Genomic DNA, 22,506 nt, shown 5'->3' with positions numbered 1-22,506 from the left:
TGCGGCGTCATGCCCGAGCGGGCCGCTCGCGACCGAAGGTGGCTGGCGTCGTGAGACGTGCCGAGCACGTGCGATCGGTGACGAAGGGCTGCAGCTCGACCTCGGCGCCCTCCTCGCCGACGGCGGTCATGGTGCCGCGGATCAGCCCCCGGTGGATGGCGCACACGACCTCCGGGTGGGCCCGCGCCATCGCGAGGAAGGGACAGTCGTTGAGGGTGAGCTCGACGGTACGGCCACCCTCGGAGGTGGCCAGCTCGGGCCGGTAGCCCCACTCGTCGAGCAGGTCGACGGCCATGCCGACCTTGCCGAGCCAGCCACCCGGGGTCGAGGCCGGCGGCGGCGCGGGCTCCTCGCGCCGTCCACGCACCCAGCGCTCTCCGGCGCCCTCGGGGTCGCCGGGCGAGCCGTCCGCCGCGTCGGACCAGGCGCTCGTCAGCAGCTCGGTGAAGGCATGCAGGGCCTCCTGGCTCGCGAGGCCCGGCCGCGTGCTCCGGGCGTCGACGTAGATCTTGCGGGGCCGACCCACGGCGCCGCGCCGCTGCACGGTCGCGACCAGCCCGGCGCCGACGAGCCGCTCGAGGTGGAAGCGAGCCGTGGTGACGTGGAGGCCGAGGGCGGCACCGACCTCGGAGGCGCTGAGCCCGCCTCTTTCGCGGCCGCGCGTCCCGGCGGAGGCGTCGTGGGTCCCGACCGGGTCGCCGGAGTCGGCGAGCAGGTCGAGGACGGCCCGACGCATGGGCGACGTCTGGACGTCGCTGCGGATGGCACCTGGCACGCCGATCCTCCTTTTCGTTGATTTGGAGGATAAGCCAGAGCCTGCCTCAGCGAAAAGCGGGATCGAGAATGCCGTTGGCCCAGTTGCCGTTTGCCGCGCCGGAACCCGCTGGGAGCAGTAGCGTTGCGCTCAGTTCGGGGACACCGGGGCCGTGCCACGGCGGTCGTCGAACCCGCGCAACCGATCGCTTCGATGCACCCCCCATCGTCGATTTGGAGGACTCATGCCTCTCCTGCCCCACCGCGTTGCCCGACCGGGGTGGCACCCGTGAGCGCGGCCTTCCGCAGCACCGACACGGCCAGGGGTGGGGTCGACGGCCCGGCCTCGGCCGCGCTGCTCCGCGCCGGTCGGTTCTTCACGCGCTGGGAGGAGTCCGACGACGGGCGTGCCGTCTTCCGCGAGGGCGGGCGAGCGGGCGACGTCTTCTACCGCGACCGGTGGAGCCACGACAAGGTCGTTCGCTCGACCCACGGGGTCAACTGCACCGGCTCCTGCTCGTGGAAGGTCTACGTCAAGGACGGGATCATCACCTGGGAGACGCAGCAGACCGACTACCCGTCCGTCGGCCCCGACCGACCGGAGTACGAGCCCCGCGGCTGCCCGCGCGGCGCGGCCTTCTCCTGGTACACCTACTCCCCCACCCGCGTGCGCTACCCCTACGTGCGTGGCGTCCTCCTCGAGATGTACCGCGAGGCCAAGGGCCGCCTCGGCGACCCGGTGGCCGCCTGGCACGAGATCACGACCGATCCCGACAAGCGCCGCCGCTACCAGAGCGCCCGCGGCAAGGGCGGCCTCGTGCGCGCGTCGTGGGGCGAAGCCGTCGAGATCGCGGCCGCCGCGCACGTCCACACGATCAAGGAGTACGGCCCCGACCGCGTCGCCGGCTTCTCGCCGATCCCCGCGATGTCGATGGTGTCGCACTGCGTCGGCACCCGCTTCATCCAGCTCATCGGCGGCGTCATGACGAGCTTCTACGACTGGTACGCCGACCTGCCCGTCGCGAGCCCGCAGGTCTTCGGCGACCAGACCGACGTGCCGGAGTCGGGCGACTGGTGGGACGCGACCTACCTCATGATGTGGGGCTCCAACGTCCCGGTGACCCGCACGCCCGACGCGCACTGGATGGCTGAGGTCCGCTACCGCGGCACGAAGATCGTCACGGTCAGCCCCGACTACGCCGACAACACGAAGTTCGCCGACGAGTGGATGCCCGCCCAGGCCGGCACGGACGCAGCGCTCGCGATGGCCATGGGCCACGTGCTCCTCAAGGAGTTCTTCGTCGACCGTGAGGTGCCCTTCTTCACCGACTACGTGCGCACCTACAGCGACCTCCCCTTCCTCATCCGTCTGGAGGCACCCGAGGAGCCGTATGCCGCCGCGTCGGGTGAGGGGGCCGGTGCCCCCTTCGTGCCCGGCAAGTTCCTCACCGCGTCCGACCTCTCGGCTGATGGCGCCGCCGTTCCCGACGAAGATGCCTGGAAGACGGTGCTGCTCGACGAGGTGACTGGACAGCCGGTCGTGCCGAACGGCTCGATGGGCTTCCGCTACGCGGACTCCGGCAAGGGCCGATGGAACCTCGACCTCGACGGCGTGGCCCCCGCCCTGACGATGACGGGCGGCGCCGCCGAGGCCGTCGAGGTGCTGCTCCCGGCGTTCGTCGAGCCCGACGGCACCGGCTCGGTGCTGCGTCGAGGAGTTCCCGCCCGGCGCGTCGGCGGCCACCTCGTGACGACCGTCTACGACCTCATGCTCGCGCAGTACGGCGTCGAGCGAGAAGGACTGCCGGGCAGCTGGCCCACGGGTTACGACGACGTCACCGCGCCCTACACGCCTGCCTGGCAGGCGGAGATCACCGGCGTGCCCGCGGAGCAGTGCATCCGCATCGCTCGCGAGTTCGCCACGAACTCCGAGCAGTCGCAAGGGCGCTCGATGATCATCATGGGCGCGGGCATCTGTCAGTGGTTCCACGGTGACGCGACCTACCGGGCGATCCTCTCGCTGCTGATCCTCACCGGCTGCATGGGTCGGAACGGCGGCGGCTGGGCGCACTACGTCGGCCAGGAGAAGTGCCGACCGATCACCGGCTGGATCTCCCTCGCCAACGCCCTCGACTGGGGCCGGCCGCCCCGGACCATGACGGGCACGTCGTACTGGTACATGCACACCGACCAGTGGCGCAACGACGGCTACTCCGCCGACTCGCTCAACTCGCCCCTCGCCAGAGGGCATCTGGCCGGCAAGCACACGGCCGACACGATCGCGCAGTCCGCCCGGATGGGGTGGATGCCGTTCTACCCGCAGTTCGGCACGAACCCGCTCCAGGTGGCGGAGGACGCCCGGGCCGCCGTCGACGCGGGCACCGCCGCCAGCCCGGCGGCCTACGTCGCCGACGCCCTGCACGACGGCACGCTGACCTCGGCGATCGAGGACGTCGACGCTCCGGAGAACTGGCCACGCACCCTCGTGCTGTGGCGGAGCAACCTCATGGGGTCCTCGGCCAAGGGCAACGAGTACTTCCTGCGCAACCTTCTCGGCACGCACCACAACGTCCTGGGCAGCGAGAACCCTTTGGCACCAAGGCCGTCCGAGGTGAAATGGCACAACGAGGCGCCGGAGGGCAAGCTCGACCTGCTGCTCTCGGCAGACTTCCGCATGACGTCGACGACGCTGCTCTCCGACATCGTCCTGCCCGCAGCGACGTGGTACGAGAAGCACGACCTCAGCTCGACCGACATGCACCCCTTCGTGCACGCCTTCACGCCCGCCATCGACCCGCCGTGGGAGGCCAAGAGCGACTTCGAGCTCTTCCACCTCCTCGCCGAGAAGCTCTCGGACCTCGCGCGCACCCACCTCGGAGTCCGCAAGGACCTCGTCAGCGTGCCGCTCATGCACGACACACCCGGCGAGACGGCCCAACCCGGTGGGCGCGCGGTCGACTGGCGGGCCACGGGGCACCCTGGCGTGCCGGGCAGGACGATGCCGGTCTTCCAGCTCGTCGAGCGCGACTACACCGCGATCAGCGAGAAGCTCGCCACCGTGGGCCCGCTCGCCGACAGCCTCGGCTTCACGGTCAAGAACGTCACCTACCGGGTCGAGGAGGAGGTGGCCCGCCTCGCCGCCAGGAACGGCGTCATGCTCGGGGGCGCCGGCGACGGCCGTCCGGCGATCGACAGCGACGCGAAGCTGGCCGAGGCGATCCTCACCTTCTCCGGCACGACGAACGGTCACCTCGCGGTGCAGGGCTTCCGCACCCTCGAGGAGCGGGTCGGCAAGAAGCTCGTCGACCTCGCCGAGGGCTCGGAGGAGAAGCACGTCACCTTCGCCGACACGCAGAGCGCACCGGTGGCCGTCATCACCTCGCCCGAGTGGTCGGGCTCCGAGACCGGCGGGAGGCGATACGCGCCCTTCACCGTCAACATCGAGCGCCTCAAGCCCTTCCACACCCTCACCGGTCGGATGCACTTCTACCTCGACCACGACTGGATGCAGGACCTCGGCGAGGCGCTGCCCATCTACCGGCCGCCCCTCGACATGCACCGCCTCTTCGGTGAGCCGAAGCTCGGGCCAGACGGGTCGAAGCAGGTCACCGTCCGCTATCTGACGCCCCACTCAAAGTGGTCGATCCACTCGGAGTACCAGGACAACCTGCTCATGCTCTCGCTCTCACGCGGCGGCCCGACGGTGTGGATGAGTCCGCAGGACGCCGGCTCCATCGACGTCGCCGACAACGACTGGGTCGAGTGCCTCAACACCAACGGCGTGCTCGTCGGCCGGGCGATCGTCAGCCCCCGCATGCCGGAGGGCGTGGTCTACGTCCACCATGCGCAGGAGCGCACCATCGACGTGCCGAAGTCGGAGGCGACCGGTCGCCGCGGCGGCATCCACAACTCGGTGACGCGGCTGCTCGTCAAGCCGACCCACCTCATCGGCGGCTACGCCCAGCTGTCCTACACGTTCAACTACCTCGGACCGACGGGCAACCAACGCGACATGGTCTCGACGGTGCGCAAGCGATCGCAGGAGGTGACGTACTGATGCGTGTCATGGCCCAGATGGGCATGGTGATGAACCTCGACAAGTGCATCGGGTGCCACACGTGCTCGGTCACGTGCAAGCAGGCGTGGACCAACCGCGCCGGCACCGAGTACGTCTGGTTCAACAACGTGGAGACCCGCCCGGGACAGGGGTACCCGCGCCGCTACGAGGACCAGGAGACGTGGAAGGGCGGCTGGACGCTCACCCACCGCGGCAGCCTCAAGCTCAAGGCGGGTGGCCGGGTGCAGAAGCTCCTCGGCATCTTCGCGAGCCCCGTGCAGCCCAAGCTCGCCGACTACTACGAGCCCTGGACCTACGACTACCAGACCCTCATCGAGGCACCCCTCGGAGACGACTTCCCGGTCGCCCGGCCGAAGTCGCTCATCACCGGCGAGAACACGAAGATCACGTGGTCGGCCAACTGGGACGACAACCTCGGCGGCGCGAGCGAGATGGGCCACCTCGACCCCATCGTCGCGAAGCTCAACGCCTCGGTGCGGCGCGAGTCGGAGGAGAAGGTCCGCTTCGAGCTCGAGAAGACCTTCATGTTCTACCTGCCGCGCATCTGCGAGCACTGCCTCAACCCGTCGTGCATGGCGTCCTGCCCGTCGGGCGCGATCTACAAGCGCGAGGAGGACGGCATCGTCCTCGTCGACCAGGACCGGTGCCGCGGATGGCGGCAGTGCATCACGGGATGCCCGTACAAGAAGATCTACTTCAACCACAAGAGCGGCAAGGCCGAGAAGTGCACCTTCTGCTACCCCCGCGTCGAGGTGGGGCTGCCGACGGTCTGCTCCGAGACGTGTGTCGGGCGGCTGCGCTACCTCGGCCTCTTCCTCTACGACGCCGACCGCGTCACGGCCGCGGCGGCGACCCCCGACGAGGGCGACCTCTACGAGGCGCAGCTCGACCTCCTGCTCGACCCGAGCGACCCCGAGGTCGTTGCCGCGGCCCGGCGTGACGGCATACCGGACGACTGGATGGACGCGGCGCGGCGCTCGCCCGTCTACGCGCTCGCCAAGACCTACCGGGTGGCCCTGCCGCTGCACCCGGAGTACCGCACGATGCCGATGGTCTGGTACGTCCCACCGCTGTCGCCGATCGTCGACGTCCTCTCGTCGCAGGGTCACGACGCCGAGGACCGGACCGTGCTCTTCGGAGCGATCGAGGCGCTGCGCATCCCCGTCGACTACCTCGCCGAGCTCTTCACGGCCGGCCGCACCGACATCGTCACCGGCGTGCTCCAGAAGCTCGCCGCGATGCGCGCCTACATGCGCGACGTGTCGCTGGGCCGCGACGGCGACCCCGCGATCCCCGCGGCGGTCGGCATGAGCGAGGAGTCGCTCTACGAGATGTACCGCCTCATGGCGATCGCGAAGTACGCCGACCGCTACGTCATCCCCACGGCGCACGTCGAGCGGGCCCACGAGCTCGAGGAGATCGGCTGCTCGCTCGACTTCGACGAGGGGCCGGGCATGTACGAGTCGGGTCCGTTCGGCGAGGCGAGCGGACGTCCCGCACCGGTGGCCGTCGAGACGTTCAACGCGCTCAAGCAGCGGCAGACCTCCGACACGGCCATGGCGACGACCGAGTCCGGCTCCCTGACCGGGCGGGTCAACCTGCTCAACTGGGACGGCAACGGCGCTCCCCCGGGCCTCTTCCCGGGCCGCTCGGACGGGGACGCGCCGTGATCGGCCTGCACCGGCGGGCGGCACCACGGGACGACCGCGTCGTGCACCTCGTCGCCGGACGCTGCCTCGACTACCCGACCGCCGAGCTCGTCGCCGGGCTTCCCTCGATGCGTGATGCCCTTGCGGAGCAGGCCGACTCGGCCGCCGCCACGGCCCTGGCGAGTCTCGTCACCCACCTCGACGGAGCCGCCCTGGCCGATCTCCAGCGCGCCTACGTCGACACCTTCGACCTCAGCCGCAAGCACGCGCTCTACCTGTCCTACTGGACCGACGGCGACACGCGCCGGCGGGGCGAGGTGCTCGGACGGTTCAAGTCGGCATACCGCAGCAGTGGCGCTGTCGTCGACACGCACGGAGAGCTGCCCGACTACCTCCCGATGGTGCTCGAGTTCACCGCACGCGTCGACCCGGAGGCCGGCGTCGCGCTGCTCCAGGAGTACCGCGCGAGTCTCGAGCTGCTGCGGATCGCCTTGCAGGAGAGGAAGAGCGCGTATGCCGCCGCCGTCGTCGCCGTGTGCGCGACCCTTCCCGGGGAGTCCCCGCCCGACCGCGCCGCGGTCATGGAGATGGTCGGGCTGAGCGGACCGCACCCGACGGAGACGGTCGGGCTCGAGCCCTACGACCCGAGGCTCCTTCCGCTGCAACCGGCCTCGACCGGGGCACCGAGGAGTGGAGGGTCATGAGCACGTTCCTCTGGGGCATCCTCCCCTACCTCTGCATCGCGAGCCTCGTCGGTGGCACGGTCTGGCGCTACCGCTACGACAAGTTCGGCTGGACGACCCGGTCCTCACAGCTCTACGAGTCGCGCTTGTTGCGCATCGGGTCGCCGCTCTTCCACTTCGGCATCCTGCTCGTCTTCGTCGGCCACGTCGGCGGACTCGTCATCCCCGAGTCGTGGACCGAGGCCGTCGGCGTCAGCGAGGGGCTCTACCACGTCAACGCGCTGCTGTTCGGCGGTCTGGCGGGGGTCTGCACGCTGGCCGGCATCCTCATCCTCGTCTACCGGCGCCGCACGACCGGGCCGGTCTTCATGGCGACGACGAAGAACGACAAGCTGATGTACGTCCTGCTCGTCGGCGCCATCGTCCTCGGCCTCTGGACGACGCTCGTCAGCGTCGGGGCGGGCAGCGAGGCACACAACTACCGCGAGACCGTCTCGCCGTGGTTCCGGTCGGTGCTGCTGCTGAGCCCGGACGTGACGGCGATGGCGGCGGCCCCGGTGCAGTTCCACGTCCACGCGATCGTCGGGATGCTGCTCTTCGCGCTGTGGCCCTTCACGCGGCTCGTCCACGCCTTCACGGCCCCGCTGCACTACCTCTTCCGGCCCTACATCGTCTACCGCTCGCGCGACGGCCGGACCTCCGGCAACCGCTCCAGCCGGCCCGGCTGGAGCGGCGTCGGCACCTCCGACCGCGACCGCAGACACTGACCCGACCGACCCTGCTTCGAGGAGAGCCATGAGCACCAGCGCACCGACCGCGTCCACGCCGTCCCCGCCGCAGGTCGGCCTGAGCGGTCAGGGCCGGAACCTCGCCCTCGCGACCTTTGCCTTCGCGGTGACCTTCTGGGCGTGGAACCTCATCGGGCCGCTCGGGGTGAGGTACACCGAGCAGATGCACCTGAGCAGCAGCCAGAAGGCGCTGCTCGTCGCGACACCGGTGCTCGTCGGTTCGCTCGGGCGCATCCCGGTGGGCGCGCTCACCGACCGCTACGGCGGTCGCGTCATGTTCCCGGTGCTGACCCTGCTCACCGTGCCCTTCGTGCTCCTCGTCGCCCTGGCCGGCAACCTCGAGTCGTTCCCGCTGATGCTCCTCTTCGGCTTCTTCCTCGGCATCGGGGGCACGACCTTCGCGGTCGGGGTCCCCTTCGTCAACGCGTGGTACCAAGCGGATCGGCGCGGGTTCGCCACCGGCGTCTTCGGCGCCGGGATGGGCGGGACGGCGCTCTCATCGGCCCTGACGCCGCGGATGGTGACGTGGTTCGGCTACACGCTGACGCACGTCATCATCGCCGTCCTGCTCGTCGCAACCGCCGCGCTGTGCTGGTCCGCCATGCGCAACTCACCGGCCTGGACGCCGAACACCGACCCCGTCGTCCCCAAGCTGGCGGCCGCGATCAGGCTGCCGGTGACGTGGCAGATGTCGTTCCTCTACGCCGTGGCGTTCGGCGGCTTCGTCGCCTTCTCGACCTACCTGCCGACCTTCCTCAAGGACGTCTACGCCTTCGACCTCACGGCAGCGGGTACGCGCACGGCCGGCTTCGCCGTCGCGGCGGTCGTCGCGCGACCCATCGGTGGGGTGCTGTCGGACCGCATCGGGCCGCGCGCGGTCCTCGCCATCTCGCTCTCCGGCACGACCGTTCTCGCGGTCGTCCTGGCATTCCGGCCGCCCCTCGAGGTGGCGGCGGGCCTGTCGTTCGTCGCCATGGCCTTCTTCCTCGGGCTGGGCACCGGCGGCGTCTTCGCCTGGGTCGCGCGCCTCGCACCGCCGGAGCGGGTGGGCAGCGTGACCGGCCTCGTCGGCGCCGCCGGCGGCCTCGGCGGCTACTTCCCGCCCCTCGTCCTCGGGGCGACCTACGACAAGGTCTTCCCGCAGTACGGCTTCGGGCTCGCCCTGCTCGCACTCGTGGCCGCCTGCGCGCTCGTCTTCTCGCAGGTCGGGATCCGCTCGTCCGGCGACCGTCGGCGCACGGCCTGACGGCAGGCACGGTCTCTCGGGGACGCCGGCGACGCCGGCGACGCCAGCGGCGTCACCGGGCGCCCGGGGTGCTCGACCCGGGGTGCCCGGCACCCGGCATACGCCAGCCGTGGGGTCAGCCGTCTGCGTGGCCCAGCGCCGGCTCGCTGATGGACGGACGGCCCGTCCCGAGGTGCCCCGCGAAGCCTCGCAGGAAGGTGCCCTCCTCGGCGACGACGGTGAGGTCGTACCACCCGCCGTTGGTCGACGTGTCGACGACGACGGGTCGACGGCCGACCGTGGTGCGGGCGCCGTACGCGTCCTCGACCGTGACGCGGACTCCGCGCGGCGCCTCGACGGTGACCGACAGGCGCTGCGTGCGCCCGACCCGGGTCACCTCGACGCGGATGCGGTCCGTCCTCGTGTCACCCGCGAAGCGCCGGAAGAAGCCGTTCGGCCCGTGCAGGTGGATGTCGTAGTCGCCGTTGACGGGCCACGTCGCCCGCAGCTCGTCGCCGGCACCCACCGTGTAGCTGTGCGGTGGCCCGGCCGGTTCGACGAGCCGTGCCTGGACGTGCGTGCCTCGGCGCCCGCGGTTGTCGAGGTCGACGGTGACGGCCCCGCGGGTCTGCTGCTCACGGACGACGAGGTCGTAGGGGGTCGGGCGCGCCGGGCGCGTCCCCGGCTCCTGCGACGGCATCTTCCCCTCAGCGGGCGGCGTGGGCCGGTACGACGGGTGTCGCTGGTCGTCGAACGGCTTCCAGCTCGTCGTGCTCGGCAGTGCGGGCACCTTCTCCACGGTCTTCGAGAAGTCGAGGGCCGAGGAGAGGTCGCCGGCGACCGATCGTCGCCAGGGCGTGATGTTGGGCTCCTTGACCCCGAAGCGCGTCTCCATGAGCCGGATGACCGACGTGTGGTCGAAGGTCTCCGATGAGACCCAGCCACCCGTGCTCCACGGCGACACGACGAACATCGGCACGCGTGGACCCATGCCGTAGGCGCCGGGGCCGTGCTCGCCGTCGTAGAACTCGTCGGCCGTCGACACCGTCGAGGCGCCAGGGATGACAGGCGAGTTCGCGTGCGGGGGCACGAGGTGGTCGAAGAAGCCGTCGTTCTCGTCGTAGGTGATGAGCAGGACGGTCCTGGCCCAGACCTCGGGATTCGAGGTCAGGGTGTCGAGGACCTTGGAGATGTACCAGGCGCCGTAGTTCGTCGGCCAGTTCGAGTGCTCGCTGAACGCCTCGGGAGCCGTGATCCAGCTGACCGACGGGAGGGTGCCCGCCTCGACGTCCCGGCGCAGCGGCTCGAAGTAGTCCTGCCCGTCACGCGCCCTCGTGCCGCGACGGGCCTTCTCGTAGAACGGGTCTCCCGGCCGGGCGTTGCGGTAGCGGTTGAAGTAGAGCAGCGAGTTGTCACCGTAGTTGCCGATGTAGGGGTCCGACGTCCCGCCCCAGGAGCCGGCGGCGTCGAGCCCGGTGCCCTCGTCCTGGTAGACCTTCCACGACACGCCTGCCTGCTCGAGCCGCTCGGGGTAGGTGCGCCAGTCGTAGCCGAGCTCGTCGTTGTAGACGACTGGGCCGCAACCCTTGCCGTCGTTGCCCGTCCACCCGGACCACAGGTAGTAGCGGTTCGGGTCGGTGTTGCCGATGAACGAGCAGTAGTAGGCGTCGCACACGGTGAAGGCGTCGGCCAGCGCGTAGTGGAAGGCCGCGTCCTGGCGCTCGAGGTAGGCCATCGTCGTCGTGCCCTTGGCCGGCACCCAGCCGTCGTAGTGCCCTCGGTTGACGGCGGCCTGCCCGTCGGTCCAGCTGTGCGGCAGGCCCTCGAGGAAGGCGGCGCCGAGGTCGTCGACGCTCGGGTGGAAGGGCAGGACGTCGCGGGTGCCGTCGGACTGGTGCCACACGTCCTTGCCGCTCGGGAGCCGGACCGGGTGCGGGTCACCGAAGCCGCGGACACCGCGGAGGCTGCCGAGGTAGTGCTCGAAGGACCGGTTCTCCTGCATGAGCACGACGATGTGCTCGACGTCCTTGAGGGACCCGGTGGCCCGGTTGGCCGGGATGGCGGCAGCGCGGGCGATGCTCTCGTCGAGCATCGTCGCGGCGGCGGCGCCACCGGCGATCTTGAGGAAGCGGCGACGGTCGAGGTCGACCATGGGAACTCCTGGTGGTCTGGGGATTCGGGCAGGGTGAGCGATGGCGTATGCCGGGTGGCTCAGCGCGGCGCGTACGCCTTGGGCAGGCGCATGCCGCGGTCGGCCATGATCGTGCGGACGCGGTTCGGGTAGTCGGTGATGACGCCGTCGACGCCGAGGTCCATGAGGGCGCTGATCGTGGCCGGGTCGTCACAGGTCCAAGGGATGACCTTGAGCCCCCGGGCGTGGGCGGCGTCGACCATGGCCCGGTCGGGGTAGAAGCGGAAGCCGGGGTCGGCGACCGTGCCGTTCTGCGGGAAGCCGAAGTTCGGCGAGAGAGCCGTGAGCCCGGGAACCGCCGCCGCGGCGGTCGCAACGAAGTCACCAGCGAAGTCGTCGGCGTCGACACCGTCGAGCCACGGTGACGCGCCGGGCTTGCCGACCTGGAGGAAGTCGTGGTTCGTGAGGGCGACGAGCGGCCAGGTCGGCGCGAGCCGGTGCATGACGTTGAGGGCGCCCCAGTCGAAGGACTGGATCGTCACCTGGTCCTCGATGCCCGAGGCATGGATCTCCTCGTAGACGCGGCGCACGAAGAGCTCTCGCGGCGCGGTCTGCTCGGGCGCGCCGGCTTCGACCTTCGTCTCGATGTTGAGGGTCACCTGCTTGGCGCGGTAGGACTTCACGAGGTTCAGCACGTCCCCCAGCTCGACCATCCGGAAGCCGGGCACCCGCTCCTGCTCAGGGAATCCGGGCAGCTGCTGATAGCCGCAGTCCATCGTCCGGATCTGGGCGAGGGTCAGGTCCTTGATGTACTTGCCGACGTACGGGTACATCGGGTCACCGGCCGTGACCGGGGCCATGTCGCGACACTTCTGGGCGCTGACCTGACGGTCGTGGTTGACGACGACCTTCTCGTCCTTGGTGACCTGCGTGTCGAGCTCGAGCGTCGTCACGCCGAGGCGCATCGCCTTGGCGAAGCCCTCGAGGGACTCCTCGGTCGTCATGCCGATCCCCCCGCGGTGCGCCTGCAGGTCGAAGTGGGTCTGCTGTGGCAGGACGGCGTGGGAGCCTGCGGCGGCGACCGCGGTGGCGGCGGCGCTCGGGCCGAGGGTCAGTGCTGCCAGGGGGCCGGTCAGGGCCAGGCTGACCAGGAGACGGCGTACGTGCATGGGAGATCCTTCGCTCGGGGCTGGGCTGGCCCCTCGACGCTAGGGACGTCCCGCAGGGCTGTGGTGCCCTCGACGTGGCGCTTCCGTGAACCCTGGCCGAACACGGACGAAGCGGACGCCCAGCGCACGTCCGCCGAAACCGGCACCAGCGCCTTCAGCCCGCGCCACAAGGACCTGCTCGCCGTCGCCCCCGACGGCTCCTCCCGGGCAGCCCGTCATCCGGGCTCGAGCGTCAGTCCTGCTTCACCGCGGACGCGTCGACGCAGAGCACTCCCCTGTTGCCGTCCTGGTCGGCGATCACGGTGAGCGCGGGTGCATCGCTGTCGTCGACGACGGTCCCGCCCGCGGCGAGGACGGCGGCGATCCGTTGCGCGGCCGCCTCGGGCGCGACGTAGACCTCGACGTGGAACCGCTGACCCGTGGTCTGCTGCTCGTCAGCGTCCCCGAACCACAGGTTGGGCACGCGCCTCGTGGCGTCCCGGATCTCGTCACCGGGCGTGCCGCGCCCCTGGGACTCGGCACTCCCCGTCAGGAGGGCGGCCCAGACCGGGGCGATGGTCGACGAGCGCGCGGTGTCGAGGCCGAGCTCGATGTCGCTGACCGACGCCGGGTCGGCCCGGAGCCCGTGGTCGGCGGCGATCTCGGTGATCCGTCGGGCGAGGTCGACGTCCTGCTGCGTCACCCATTCGACGACGTGCTCGGTGCCTTCGTCGTCGCGGTAGGTGGCGTCGTCGCTGACCAGCTTGAGGTCGACCCACTCCGTGCCGATCGACACGTGCGGGTGGTGCTGGAGCGTGTCACCCGCCTCGCCCACGGCGGCGACGAACCGGACGCCGGTGCCGAACCCGTCGACCACGTATCGGGCGTGCAGTCCCTGGGCCAGCTTGCGCCAGTCGGTCAGGTCGGCCTCGGCGATCTGTGCGCCCCTCAGCATGTCCATAGACGGGGACCATAGCTGCGATCACCACGGTTGACGGCTCGGAGACATCGGTCCGTTTCCGTCGTCGTCGCAACCGTTCGCGGTTGGGTCCCGTCGACACCGGACGCCGCCACCATCGCGGTGAGCGGTGGCTGACTCCGAGCCGTGGGGCTCAGGGCACCGGGAAGTCGCTCGGAGCGCCTTCGCCGGTCGCCCCGTCGACGTGCTCGCGGAGCAGGTCGGCGTGTCCGGTGTGGCGGGCGTACTCCTCGATCATGTCGGCCAGCAACCGGCGCAGGCTCATCCCGTCGTGGGTCGTCTGGTCCAGGCCGCCGCGCGACAACGCCTCCGTCAGCGACGCCCGGGAGCGGTGCACGGTCTCGACCCAGAGCGCACGCAGGGCGTCTGGGGTGTCGTCGGCCGCCGTGGCCCAGGCCCAGTCGTCCCAGTCCCTCTCGAGGTCCAGGGCCTCGAAGGGCGACATGAACGCACGACCGGCGAGCCGGTGCTGGAAGTAGAGCTCCTCGACCCAGGCCAGGTGTTTGAGCAGGCCGCCCAGCGTCACCGAGGACGCCCCGAGCCGAAGACTCATCCCCGCAGCGGGGACGTCCGCGCACTTCCACGCGAAGGTCAACCGGTTGCGTTCCAGGGTGATCACGGCGGTGTCGACCTCGTCGCCCCGCATGAAGCGCTCGACGTCCCACTCTGGTGGCTGGCCGGGCGTGAAGCCGAAGGTGCTCGTCATACGTCCACACTAGAAACGCATCCGGACGAGAGACGTCCGCAAAGGCGGCCGACCGCGAAATGGTCGACATCCTGGCGAGGCCGAGACGGCATACGTGGTGCCGAGAGCTCGGCGACCGCGTGCGGGCGGCAGGAGCGCTCACCCGTCCCGGGTCAGCTCGAACAGCTCGCAGGACGTGTCCATGTAGCGGGTGGTCGCGCCCAGGTGGCGCATGCCGATGCGCCGGCAGACGGCTTGGGAGGCGTGGTTGTCGGGATGGGTCACGGCGATGATCCGGCTCTGGCCGCGCGCGAACGCGTCGACGGATGCGGCGCGCGCAGCCTCGGTCGCGTATCCGTGGCCCCACGCGTCCGGATGCAGGTGCCAGCCGATCTCGACGTCCGCAGGGTCGGATGGATCTTCCCCTGCTGACAGTGGAATGGGTTTGAGCAGAAGGTTTCCCAGCCTTGCGCCGGCCTGGTCGGTGATGACCCAGATGACGTGGACGGGGTGCTCGCTGATGGCGCGTCGGCGTTCGATCGAGGCGAGCGCCTGGCTACGGGAGGTCATGGTCGTGGGGTCGACCCCCAGGTAGCGCACGACCTCCCAACGGCCCTCGAGGTCGAGGAGGAAGTCGGCGTCGCGAGCTTCCCATGGTCTGAGAACCAGTCGCGCCGAGGTGATGGTCCGCATGGGCGCAACCTAGCGAACGACCCGAGTCGGTCGCGGGGGTGCTAGGGCCGCATCAGTTCCGTGAACACCGGCTCGTTTCGAATCGGATCCAGGTCGGAGTCGTTCCTTGCCGACTCCCTGAACTCGTCCGACAGCTCGATGGCGTGCTGGAGGTGCTCGAGGGCCTCGCTCGTCCGACCGCACTGACTCTCGCAGCAGGCGAGATTGAAGAACAACATGGGGTACTGCGGGTTGGCACGGACCAACGCTGCTAGACGGGCGGCGACCTCGGCGTACTCCCCCGCCTGGTACCGGGGGGCCAGTGGAGCCCACAGTTCCCAACCTCGGGCCGCGTAGGCCTCTCCTGGCGTGCCCTCGATCGCCAGGAGGGTCGTGTCGCCTTCGAGGGCTGAGGCCTTGCGCCCGGTGCCGGGAGGAGCGAAGACCAGGGTGCCGGTCGGCGCGTCGACCCGGTCCCCGTCGACCTCGAACACCGCATGACCGTGCAGCACGAGGAACAGTTCCTGGTCAGCGGTCGGGTCGTCTTCGTCGTGTTCGTTGATGAGGACGTCACCCGCCGTGCGGGCGGTCCACACCGTGGCCCCGAAGGCCGAGATGCCCAGGTGGTGGCGGACAGGTCGGTAGTGGGCCCCTGCGTCGCTGAACTCATCGATCTCATCCAGGTGGGCGATTGCGTAGCCGGTCATGGCCCCGCTCCTTCGCATGGCGAGCGTTGCTGCCACGTTACGGGCCCTTCAGGACGGTCGGCTTCCGGAAGGTTGCGGGAACCGCAGGTCACTCGCTTTGCCGGAGCCGCTCATCGGCAGTCGCATGACGGGTATCCGTGCCTCGTGTGAGGCTGCCGACAGGGCGGCTCGAGTTGCCTCGCCCACGGGCTACCGTGGAGCAAGAGGCGTGCGCGGAGCGCGCTGAGGGGCGCCGCTCGAGCGCACGCCTCATCGCCGAGGAGGTTGGTAGCCCATGGCTGCCCAGCGCGTCGCCGGTCGGGTCGAGAACAGGGTCCGGGGCACGGGATCACCCCCCGGAGGCGCGATCGCCCTGCTGCGCGCGGGCCCGCGACTGACCGCTGCCCGCGTGCTCTCGGTCCTGGTCCTCGCCCTGATGCTCGTCCAGTCTCTTCTGGGACTGCTCGTGCCCGGCCTCTACCCCGAGCAGGCCTGGGCGATAGCCGCACTACGCGGCAACGACCTCGTGACGCTGGCAGTCGTCGTGCCCGCGCTCGCGCTGAGCTTGTACCTCAGCGCAACCCGCGCCTCGGCCACGTCGGTCGCCGTGTGGCTCGGCCTGCTCTTCTACGGGATCTACAACTACGCCTACTACGCCTTCGGCGCCGCGTTCAGCGACGTCTTCCTCCTTCACGTCGCCACCTTCTCGGCCTCGACGTACGCCCTGATCCTGCTCGGGTCGAGCCTCCGGGTCGAAGCCACGGCTGCTCGGATCCGCACCGGCCCGCCAGCACGGTTGGTCGCGGCCTTCACGATGCTGCTCGGGGCGGGGCTCGTCGCCGCTTGGGGGACCCTGTCGGTCCGGTTCGCCGTGACCGGCCTGCTGCCCGTCGACGTCATGCCACCGCAGGCGGTCCACCTCGTCTACGCCCTCGACCTCGGCGTTCTCGCGCCGGCCTTCCTCCTCTCCGGCGTCCTGCTGTGGCTCTGCCGCCCCTGGGGCGCCGTGCTCGCTGCGGCGGCCAACGTCTCTGCCGCCGCCTACCTGCTCGTCCTCGAGGTGGGCGGAGGCTTCCAGTCGAACGCCGGGATCGGCACGGCCACGTGGGCCTCGGCCCCCGCGATCGGTGGCACCGTGCTGTGTCTCCTCGCCGCGGTCACACTGCTCACCGGGAAGTCGCGGGCTGGCGCACCACAGGGGCCGTCGGGGACGCATTGACCCAGAGACGGGTGCGCGTCACCGAGACGTCTGAACGGCGACTTCCGGCGTCCTCCCAGAGCAGCGGGATCACGACGGCTCGACCGGCTTCACTGGCTCTCAGGCGGCCACATCACGTGAAGCCCTTACTGCCTGGGCCGGTATCGCAGGGCGACCGCCCCCGACCGGAACTCTTGGCGATCCACGAGCTCCAGCTGGACGCGCTCGCGCAGACCGGCGAGCAAGGTCGGCCCGTGTCCGGCAAGGACCGGCTGCACGACGAACGCGTACTCGTCGATCAGTCCCAGATCTGCCAACGCCAGGGGAAGCGTCACGCCACCCACGAACAGACCCTCGCCTGGCTCCTGCTTGAGCCGCTGAACCGCTTGCCCCACGTCGCCTCGCACCAGCTCCGCATTCCAGTCGACCCCGCTCAGCGTGCTCGACACGACGTGCTTCTTCGTCCGGTTGATGGTCTCGGCGAACGGGATCTGCCACTCATCCATCCAGTCAGGCCACGTGCCCGTGGCCGGCTGCCGCCACGCCGACTCCATCATCTCGTAGGTCACCCGGCCGAACAGCAGGGCATCGGCTCGTTCCAGCTCGGCCGTCCAGTAGCGCATCGACTGCTCGTCGGGGGGTAGCCCCGCCTCGTGATGGCAGCAGCCGTCGAGTGTGACGTTGATCGAGTATCGAAGTGGTCTCATCTCGTTGCTCTCCCTTGAGGCGCGCAGCGCGTCTTCACCGGACCGTACTCAAACTCCCCCGGCCGGGCCACCGACGAGGTTCAGGGGCCGCTTGCTCGGCCGCCAAGATCGGATTCGCCGTGCACAGGGGCCGATGGAGAGTGCCGACAGTCAGGCGCCGGCCTGCGCAAGCTCCTTCGGCTCGGTGACGGGGTCGTCGGAGAGCATCTGACGTCGGGCGATGGTGCGCAGATCCTCGCGGCCCTGCTCGTCGAGCGGCTCTCCGTTGGCGAGCTCCACCTCGACGACCAGCCACTGCCAGAGCTCTCGCACGAAGGCTCGGAACTGCTCGCGACCCCGGTCTGTCAGCTCCACCCGACTGTCCACCGCCTGGAGCAGCCCGCGCATGACGCAGTCGTCGAGCGCCGGTTGGATCAGGGCCATCGGCACCCGGTGGGAGGAGGCGATGTCGTAGGGGTCTGCCGGGCCGTGCACATGGATCTGTTGGATCGCGACCTGGCGCAGGGTCCAGACCTGGACGCCGTCGAGCCCGGACTGGGAGGACAGCAGCAGCCTCTCGGCGGCCTCGGGCAACCGAGTCCGCAGGATCCGCACGACCTGGCCCTCAAGCTGCTCCTGCGCCGAGCGCTGGTCCGGGATCGCGAAGGCCGGTCCGATCTCGGAAGCCCCTGGCTGAGTCAGCCCGCGCATCGCGACCTGCTTGAGGAACAACGCGACCACGAAGGCCAGCACGGCGACGGGGATGGCGGAGGCGAACACGTACTGAAGCGTGTCGGCATAGGCCGCCACGACCGCAGCCTGTTGAGCCGGCGGCAGGCCTTGGACAGCCGCGGGCGAGGTGACCTGTGTCGGGTCCGCGCCGGTGGCAACGACGGCCTTGGCCAGGTTGGGAGCCAGCTGGTTGGCGTACAGCGTGCCGAACGCGGCCGCCCCGAACGAGCTTCCCATGGTCCGGAAGAAGGTGACTCCCGACGTCGCCACCCCCAGGTCGCGGTACTCCACCGTGTTCTGGACGATGATCGTCAACACCTGCATCGACAGACCGATGCCGACACCGAGCACGAGCATCGCGCCGGACGTCTCAAGGGTCGTCGAGTGCTGGTCGAGCCGCGAGAGCAACCACATCCCGACCGCCATCACCACCGAGCCGACGATCGGGAAGACCCGGTAGCGGCCGGTCTTGCTGACCACGTTGCCGGCACCCACCGACGCCACGATGAGCCCGAGCACCATCGGCAGTGTCCGCAGCCCGGACACCGTGGCACTGACGCCTTGGCAGAACTGCAGGTACGTCGGAAGGAACGTCATGCAGCCCAGCAGTGCGAAGCCGACGATGAAGCTGAGAACCGAGCTCACGCTGAACACGTTCCGCCGGAACAGTCTCAGCGGAAGGATCGGCTCGGCCGCTCGGTGTTCGGCCACGACGAAGCAGCCCAGGAACACGACGCCCCCGAGGACCAGCCCGATGATGGTCGGCGATCCCCAACCGTACTCAGACCCGCCCCAGCTCGTCGCAAGGATCAGCGCGGCCGACCCGAGCGAGATGAAGACGATGCCGAAGGTGTCGAAGATCGGGCGCCCGGAGGTCGGCACGGACGGGAGGAACTTGACAGCCAACGGGATGATGACGAGTGCGATCGGGACGTTGACGTAGAAGACCCACTGCCACGACAGGTGGTCGGTGAAGAAGCCTCCGAGCAGAGGCCCGAGCACCGTCGTTCCCCCGAAGACCGCGCCCATCGCGCCCTGGTACTTGCCGCGCTCACGCAACGGGATGATGTCGGCGATCATGGCCGTGGCGGTGATGGTCAGGCCGCCTCCACCGATGCCCTGCAGGGCGCGTGACGCGATGAGCCAGGTCATCGAGTGGGAGAGCCCGGCCAGCATCGAGGCGACGGTGAACAGCACGATGCTGCCGATGAAGATCGACTTCCGGCCGAACAGGTCCCCGAACTTGCCACCGAGGATCGTGGCGATGGTCTGGGTCAGCAGGTACGCCGTCACCACCCAGCTCATGTGCTGCGCACCACCCAGGTCGCCCACGATCGTCGGCAGAGCAGTGGCCACGATCGTCCCGTCGAGCGCCGCCAAGAGCATCCCGCCCATGATCAGCGCGAAGGCGACGTTGCGCTCCGACGAGCCCAGCAGCGGCGGGTCGCCGACCTCGGTCAGATCGTCCTCGGACGCCTCCACCTGGCTCATTTGCTCACACTAGGCCCGAACCACCGGGCCCGCCCCTTCATCGAAGCCACCGTTGCCCCCCCGGGGTTGACCGATGCTCTACAGCCCGAACGTGTGCCACTCGCCTTCGGAAACCACCTCGACACAGTCGCCGATGACCTTGATGGCGGTCTGCTCGTCGATGACATAGGCCGGGCCGCCGATCTCAGCGGCCCACCGCTCCGCGTCCGCAAGGGTGTTCGTCGGAAAAGCGTTCAAGTGAGGGAAGATCGCGAACTCCACGAGCCCCAGAGTGCGATCGTCGCTTGCCGCCGGCCACTTGACGAAGTCCGAACCGATGCGGGGCGCCATGACCATGCTCCCGGCGCTGACTCCGACCCAGGTCGTGTCAGTCAGGGAGGACAGCTGGTCGACCAGGCCGGATTGCCGCAGCCAGTGACACAGGTACGCGGCATCGCCGCCGTCGACGAGCAGAACGTCGGCCTCACGGATCCATTCGACCCATCGCTCCGTGCCGATGGTGGGTAGGGCGGTGAGCTCGAGGACACCCACGGACTTCCACCCCAGCGAGGTCATGGCGTCTCCCGGGTCCCCGCCCGTGACGAATCGGTGCACCGACCGCGGCCCGCACATGGGGTGCCCCCATTGGGCGGTCGGGATGCAGAGCGCGGCAGACTCGGAGATCGGCTTGCCCAACATGCCGACGAGCGCATCGCGAATGCTGGTGTTCGTGACGCCGCCCGAGGTGAGAAGCAGCTTCATCGCTGGGGCTCCTTGGTGTGGCTGGACTTCGGGACAACGGACGGGCCGGCGGAGGCGCCCCGGACGTTGACGGGTGTTGACACCGTACACACAGACCGGCGGTCGGCGGGAACCAGTGCAGGGTGACGCCCGCTCCGCTCACGTCTGCGCGCCGACCGGCTCGGACGCGCGGGCGAGGCTGGCACCCAGCGTGGCGGCATACGTCCCCACCCAGCGGCGGACGTGCTCTTCCTGGTCGGCGACCTCGCTCTCGAGCAGCGCAACGGTGGGCGTGGGCACGTCGGCGCCGAGCTCGACGAGGAGGTCGCGCAGCGCGGTCGCGACGGCGTCGCGGTGAGCGGGGGCGCCGGCGATCGCCACCGGCACCGCCGCGACCCCCGCGAGGTCGCCTTGGCTCAGGTGGTCGAGAAAGAGCTTGAGCAGCCCGCTGTAGGTCGCCTTGTACGTCGGGGTCGCCACGACGAGCAGCCCGGCGCGCCTCACGACACCGAACGGGTCCTCGACGGGAGCCGAGGCCCGCGCCACCTCGGCCCCGAAGGTGACGCCGACCGCCTCGCCCAGCTCGATGACGACGGGCACCCCCAGGCGTATGCCGTCCGGCGCGGCTCGTCCGTCCGCCTCCACCGTCTCGGCGAGCGAACGCACGACGAGGTCCGCCAGGGCTCGCGTGCGCGAGCCGACCCGCGGGTTGCCGACGAGCTCGACGACCTCGACCACCGTGCCAGCGGCCGCAGGCGTCGCCGTCACGCGCTCGCCCTGACGCCGGTCCGCAGGGGCTCGGCCGACGCACCGTGAGCGGCCGACACCCCTGTCCCCCAGTCGGATGCGGGCCGCGCTGGCCCCAGGCCGAGGTGATCCCGGAGGGTGGCACCCTCGGCGTAGTCGCGGCGCAGGACGCCGCGCTCCTGCAGCAGCGGCACCACCCGGTCGGCGAACTCGTCGAGTCCGCCCGGGGTGATGTGCGGGACGAGGATGAAGCCGTCACTGATCTCGGTCGCGACGGCGTGCTCGAGGGCGCGGGCCACGGTCTCCGGTGAGCCGACGAAGGTCTGGCGACCGGTCAGCTCGATGACGACCTCGCGGATGCTGAGCCCCTTGGCCTCGGCCACGGCTCGGTAGCGGGCCGCCTCGGCAGCGGGGTCACCGACCTGCCGGGCGCGGCCGCGGACGATCGAGGACGCGTCGGAGACGATCGGGTCGACGGTCGGCAGCGGGCCGTCGGGGTCGTAGTCGGACAGGTCGCGGTTCCAGACCTGCTCGAGCAGGAGGATCGCCGTCTGCGGGCTCACCTGCTGGCGCCGCACCTCGGCCGCCCGGTCGACCGCCTCGGCGTCGGTGTCACCGAGCACGAACGTGGCAGCCGGGAGGATCTTGAGGTCGTCCGGCCGCCGGCCGTAGCGCTCGAGCCGGCCCTTGACGTCGAGGTAGAACTCGCGCGCGCCGTCCCCGGTGGAGTGGCGGCTGAAGATGGCGTCCGCACTGCGCGCTGCGAGCTCGCGGCCGTCGCTCGAGTCGCCGGCCTGCAGGACGACGGGATGGACCTGTGGGCTCCGGGGCACGGTGAAGCGGCCTGCGACGTCGAAGTGCTTGCCGCGGTGCTCGAAGGTCCCCGCGGAGGCATCGGACAGGAAGTCGGCCCCGTCCGCCCGCACCGCGTCGACCGGCCAGGAGTCCCACAGCTCGCGGGCCGTCGCGATGAACTCCTCGGCGCGCTCGTAACGCTCGGCGTGCGGGAGGAACCCTCCACGCCGGAAGTTCTCACCCGTGAAGGCGTCGGAGCTCGTCACGACGTTCCACGCGGCGCGTCCTCCGGACAGGTGATCGAGGGTCGCGAACTGGCGCGCGACCTCGTAGGGCTCGTTGAACGTCGTGTTGATCGTGCCGGCGAGACCGAGGTGCTGCGTCACCGCAGCCAGGGCGGCGAGGACGGTGAACGTGTCGGGCCGGCCGACGACGTCGAGGTCGTGGATCCGACCTCGTTGCTCTCGCAGCCGCAGCCCCTCCGCGAGGAAGAGGAAGTCGAACCGGCCGCGCTCGGCCGTCTGCGCGAAGTGGGTGAACGACGACAGGTCGATGTGGCTGCCCGAGGCCGGGTCGCTCCACACCGTCGTGTTGTTGACCCCCGGGAAGTGGGCGCCGAGGATGACCTGCTTGCGGTGCTGCGTCATGGGAGCTCCCTTC

General features: G+C 70.2%; 18 protein-coding genes. 6 read left to right on the top strand and 12 right to left on the bottom strand.

Annotation, left to right across the window (positions count from 1 at the left end; translation table 11 throughout):
- Positions 1-7 precede the first annotated feature (7 nt).
- The gene (locus ASE25_RS09905; protein ID WP_056825093.1) at positions 8-775 is read right to left on the bottom strand and encodes a metalloregulator ArsR/SmtB family transcription factor; all 768 of its coding nucleotides are present in this window, start codon (positions 773-775) and stop codon (positions 8-10) included.
- Between the two features lie 258 nt (positions 776-1,033).
- On the opposite strand from ASE25_RS09905, the gene ASE25_RS09900 reads away from it, so the two are divergent.
- The 5 genes from ASE25_RS09900 to ASE25_RS09880 are packed head-to-tail and all read left to right on the top strand — an operon-like array spanning position 1,034 to position 9,197.
- Positions 1,034-4,810, top strand: coding sequence for a nitrate reductase subunit alpha (locus ASE25_RS09900; RefSeq protein ID WP_056825092.1), 3,777 nt, complete (start codon positions 1,034-1,036; stop codon positions 4,808-4,810).
- Positions 4,810-6,501: a nitrate reductase subunit beta gene (gene narH, locus ASE25_RS09895; RefSeq protein ID WP_056772953.1), complete on the top strand. Its 1,692-nt coding sequence runs from the start codon at positions 4,810-4,812 to the stop codon at positions 6,499-6,501. Before ASE25_RS09900 ends, narH begins: the two co-directional genes overlap by 1 nt.
- On the top strand, positions 6,498-7,184 hold the full coding sequence (narJ, locus tag ASE25_RS09890) for a nitrate reductase molybdenum cofactor assembly chaperone (RefSeq protein ID WP_056825090.1): 687 nt from the start codon (positions 6,498-6,500) through the stop codon (positions 7,182-7,184). The genes narH and narJ overlap by 4 nt, the downstream gene beginning before the upstream one ends.
- Positions 7,181-7,930: a respiratory nitrate reductase subunit gamma gene (narI, locus tag ASE25_RS09885; RefSeq protein ID WP_056825089.1), complete on the top strand. Its 750-nt coding sequence runs from the start codon at positions 7,181-7,183 to the stop codon at positions 7,928-7,930. Before narJ ends, narI begins: the two co-directional genes overlap by 4 nt.
- Before the next feature lie 28 nt (positions 7,931-7,958).
- The gene (locus tag ASE25_RS09880) at positions 7,959-9,197 is read left to right on the top strand and encodes a nitrate/nitrite transporter (RefSeq protein WP_056825087.1); all 1,239 of its coding nucleotides are present in this window, start codon (positions 7,959-7,961) and stop codon (positions 9,195-9,197) included.
- 115 nt (positions 9,198-9,312) lie between these two features.
- Here ASE25_RS09880 and ASE25_RS09875 read toward each other — a convergent pair whose 3' ends face one another.
- From ASE25_RS09875 to ASE25_RS09850, 6 genes are all read right to left on the bottom strand, one after another.
- On the bottom strand, positions 9,313-11,328 hold the full coding sequence (locus ASE25_RS09875; RefSeq protein WP_056825085.1) for a phosphocholine-specific phospholipase C: 2,016 nt from the start codon (positions 11,326-11,328) through the stop codon (positions 9,313-9,315).
- Between the two features lie 59 nt (positions 11,329-11,387).
- Complete coding sequence (locus ASE25_RS09870; RefSeq protein ID WP_056825084.1) at positions 11,388-12,476, bottom strand: glycerophosphodiester phosphodiesterase family protein; 1,089 nt, start codon at positions 12,474-12,476, stop codon at positions 11,388-11,390.
- Between the two features lie 232 nt (positions 12,477-12,708).
- Positions 12,709-13,416, bottom strand: a complete 708-nt coding sequence (locus ASE25_RS09865; RefSeq protein ID WP_056825082.1) for a VOC family protein — start codon at positions 13,414-13,416, stop codon at positions 12,709-12,711.
- A gap of 151 nt (positions 13,417-13,567) precedes the next feature.
- The gene (locus tag ASE25_RS09860) at positions 13,568-14,140 is read right to left on the bottom strand and encodes a DUF664 domain-containing protein (RefSeq protein WP_056825081.1); all 573 of its coding nucleotides are present in this window, start codon (positions 14,138-14,140) and stop codon (positions 13,568-13,570) included.
- Between the two features lie 138 nt (positions 14,141-14,278).
- Entirely contained in the window at positions 14,279-14,812 is a 534-nt protein-coding gene (locus ASE25_RS09855; protein WP_056825080.1) for a GNAT family N-acetyltransferase, read from the bottom strand.
- A gap of 41 nt (positions 14,813-14,853) precedes the next feature.
- Positions 14,854-15,498, bottom strand: coding sequence for a hypothetical protein (locus ASE25_RS09850; protein ID WP_056825079.1), 645 nt, complete (start codon positions 15,496-15,498; stop codon positions 14,854-14,856).
- Positions 15,499-15,772: 274 nt separating this feature from the next.
- Here ASE25_RS09850 and ASE25_RS09845 point away from each other — a divergent pair, with 274 nt between their 5' ends.
- On the top strand, positions 15,773-16,696 hold the full coding sequence (locus ASE25_RS09845) for a hypothetical protein (RefSeq protein WP_056825077.1): 924 nt from the start codon (positions 15,773-15,775) through the stop codon (positions 16,694-16,696).
- Between the two features lie 125 nt (positions 16,697-16,821).
- Here the strand turns inward: ASE25_RS09845 and ASE25_RS09840 are convergent, their stop codons facing one another.
- From ASE25_RS09840 to ASE25_RS09820, 5 genes are all read right to left on the bottom strand, one after another.
- The gene (locus tag ASE25_RS09840) at positions 16,822-17,382 is read right to left on the bottom strand and encodes a dihydrofolate reductase family protein (RefSeq protein ID WP_056772925.1); all 561 of its coding nucleotides are present in this window, start codon (positions 17,380-17,382) and stop codon (positions 16,822-16,824) included.
- Positions 17,383-17,532: 150 nt separating this feature from the next.
- Positions 17,533-19,584, bottom strand: coding sequence for an MDR family MFS transporter (locus ASE25_RS09835; RefSeq protein WP_056825075.1), 2,052 nt, complete (start codon positions 19,582-19,584; stop codon positions 17,533-17,535).
- A 78-nt stretch (positions 19,585-19,662) separates the two neighbouring features.
- Complete coding sequence (locus tag ASE25_RS09830) at positions 19,663-20,325, bottom strand: Type 1 glutamine amidotransferase-like domain-containing protein (protein WP_056825073.1); 663 nt, start codon at positions 20,323-20,325, stop codon at positions 19,663-19,665.
- A gap of 138 nt (positions 20,326-20,463) precedes the next feature.
- Positions 20,464-21,072, bottom strand: a complete 609-nt coding sequence (locus ASE25_RS09825; RefSeq protein ID WP_056825071.1) for an NADPH-dependent FMN reductase — start codon at positions 21,070-21,072, stop codon at positions 20,464-20,466.
- The gene (locus tag ASE25_RS09820) at positions 21,069-22,493 is read right to left on the bottom strand and encodes an NtaA/DmoA family FMN-dependent monooxygenase (protein ID WP_056825069.1); all 1,425 of its coding nucleotides are present in this window, start codon (positions 22,491-22,493) and stop codon (positions 21,069-21,071) included. The genes ASE25_RS09825 and ASE25_RS09820 overlap by 4 nt, the downstream gene beginning before the upstream one ends.
- Positions 22,494-22,506 lie beyond the last annotated feature (13 nt).

The sequence above is a fragment of the Terrabacter sp. Root85 genome, assembly GCF_001429185.1.
GTDB lineage: Bacteria > Actinomycetota > Actinomycetes > Actinomycetales > Dermatophilaceae > Terrabacter.
The sequence above is the reverse complement of the archived record's forward strand: the minus strand, read 5'-3'. Positions and strand labels throughout refer to the sequence as shown.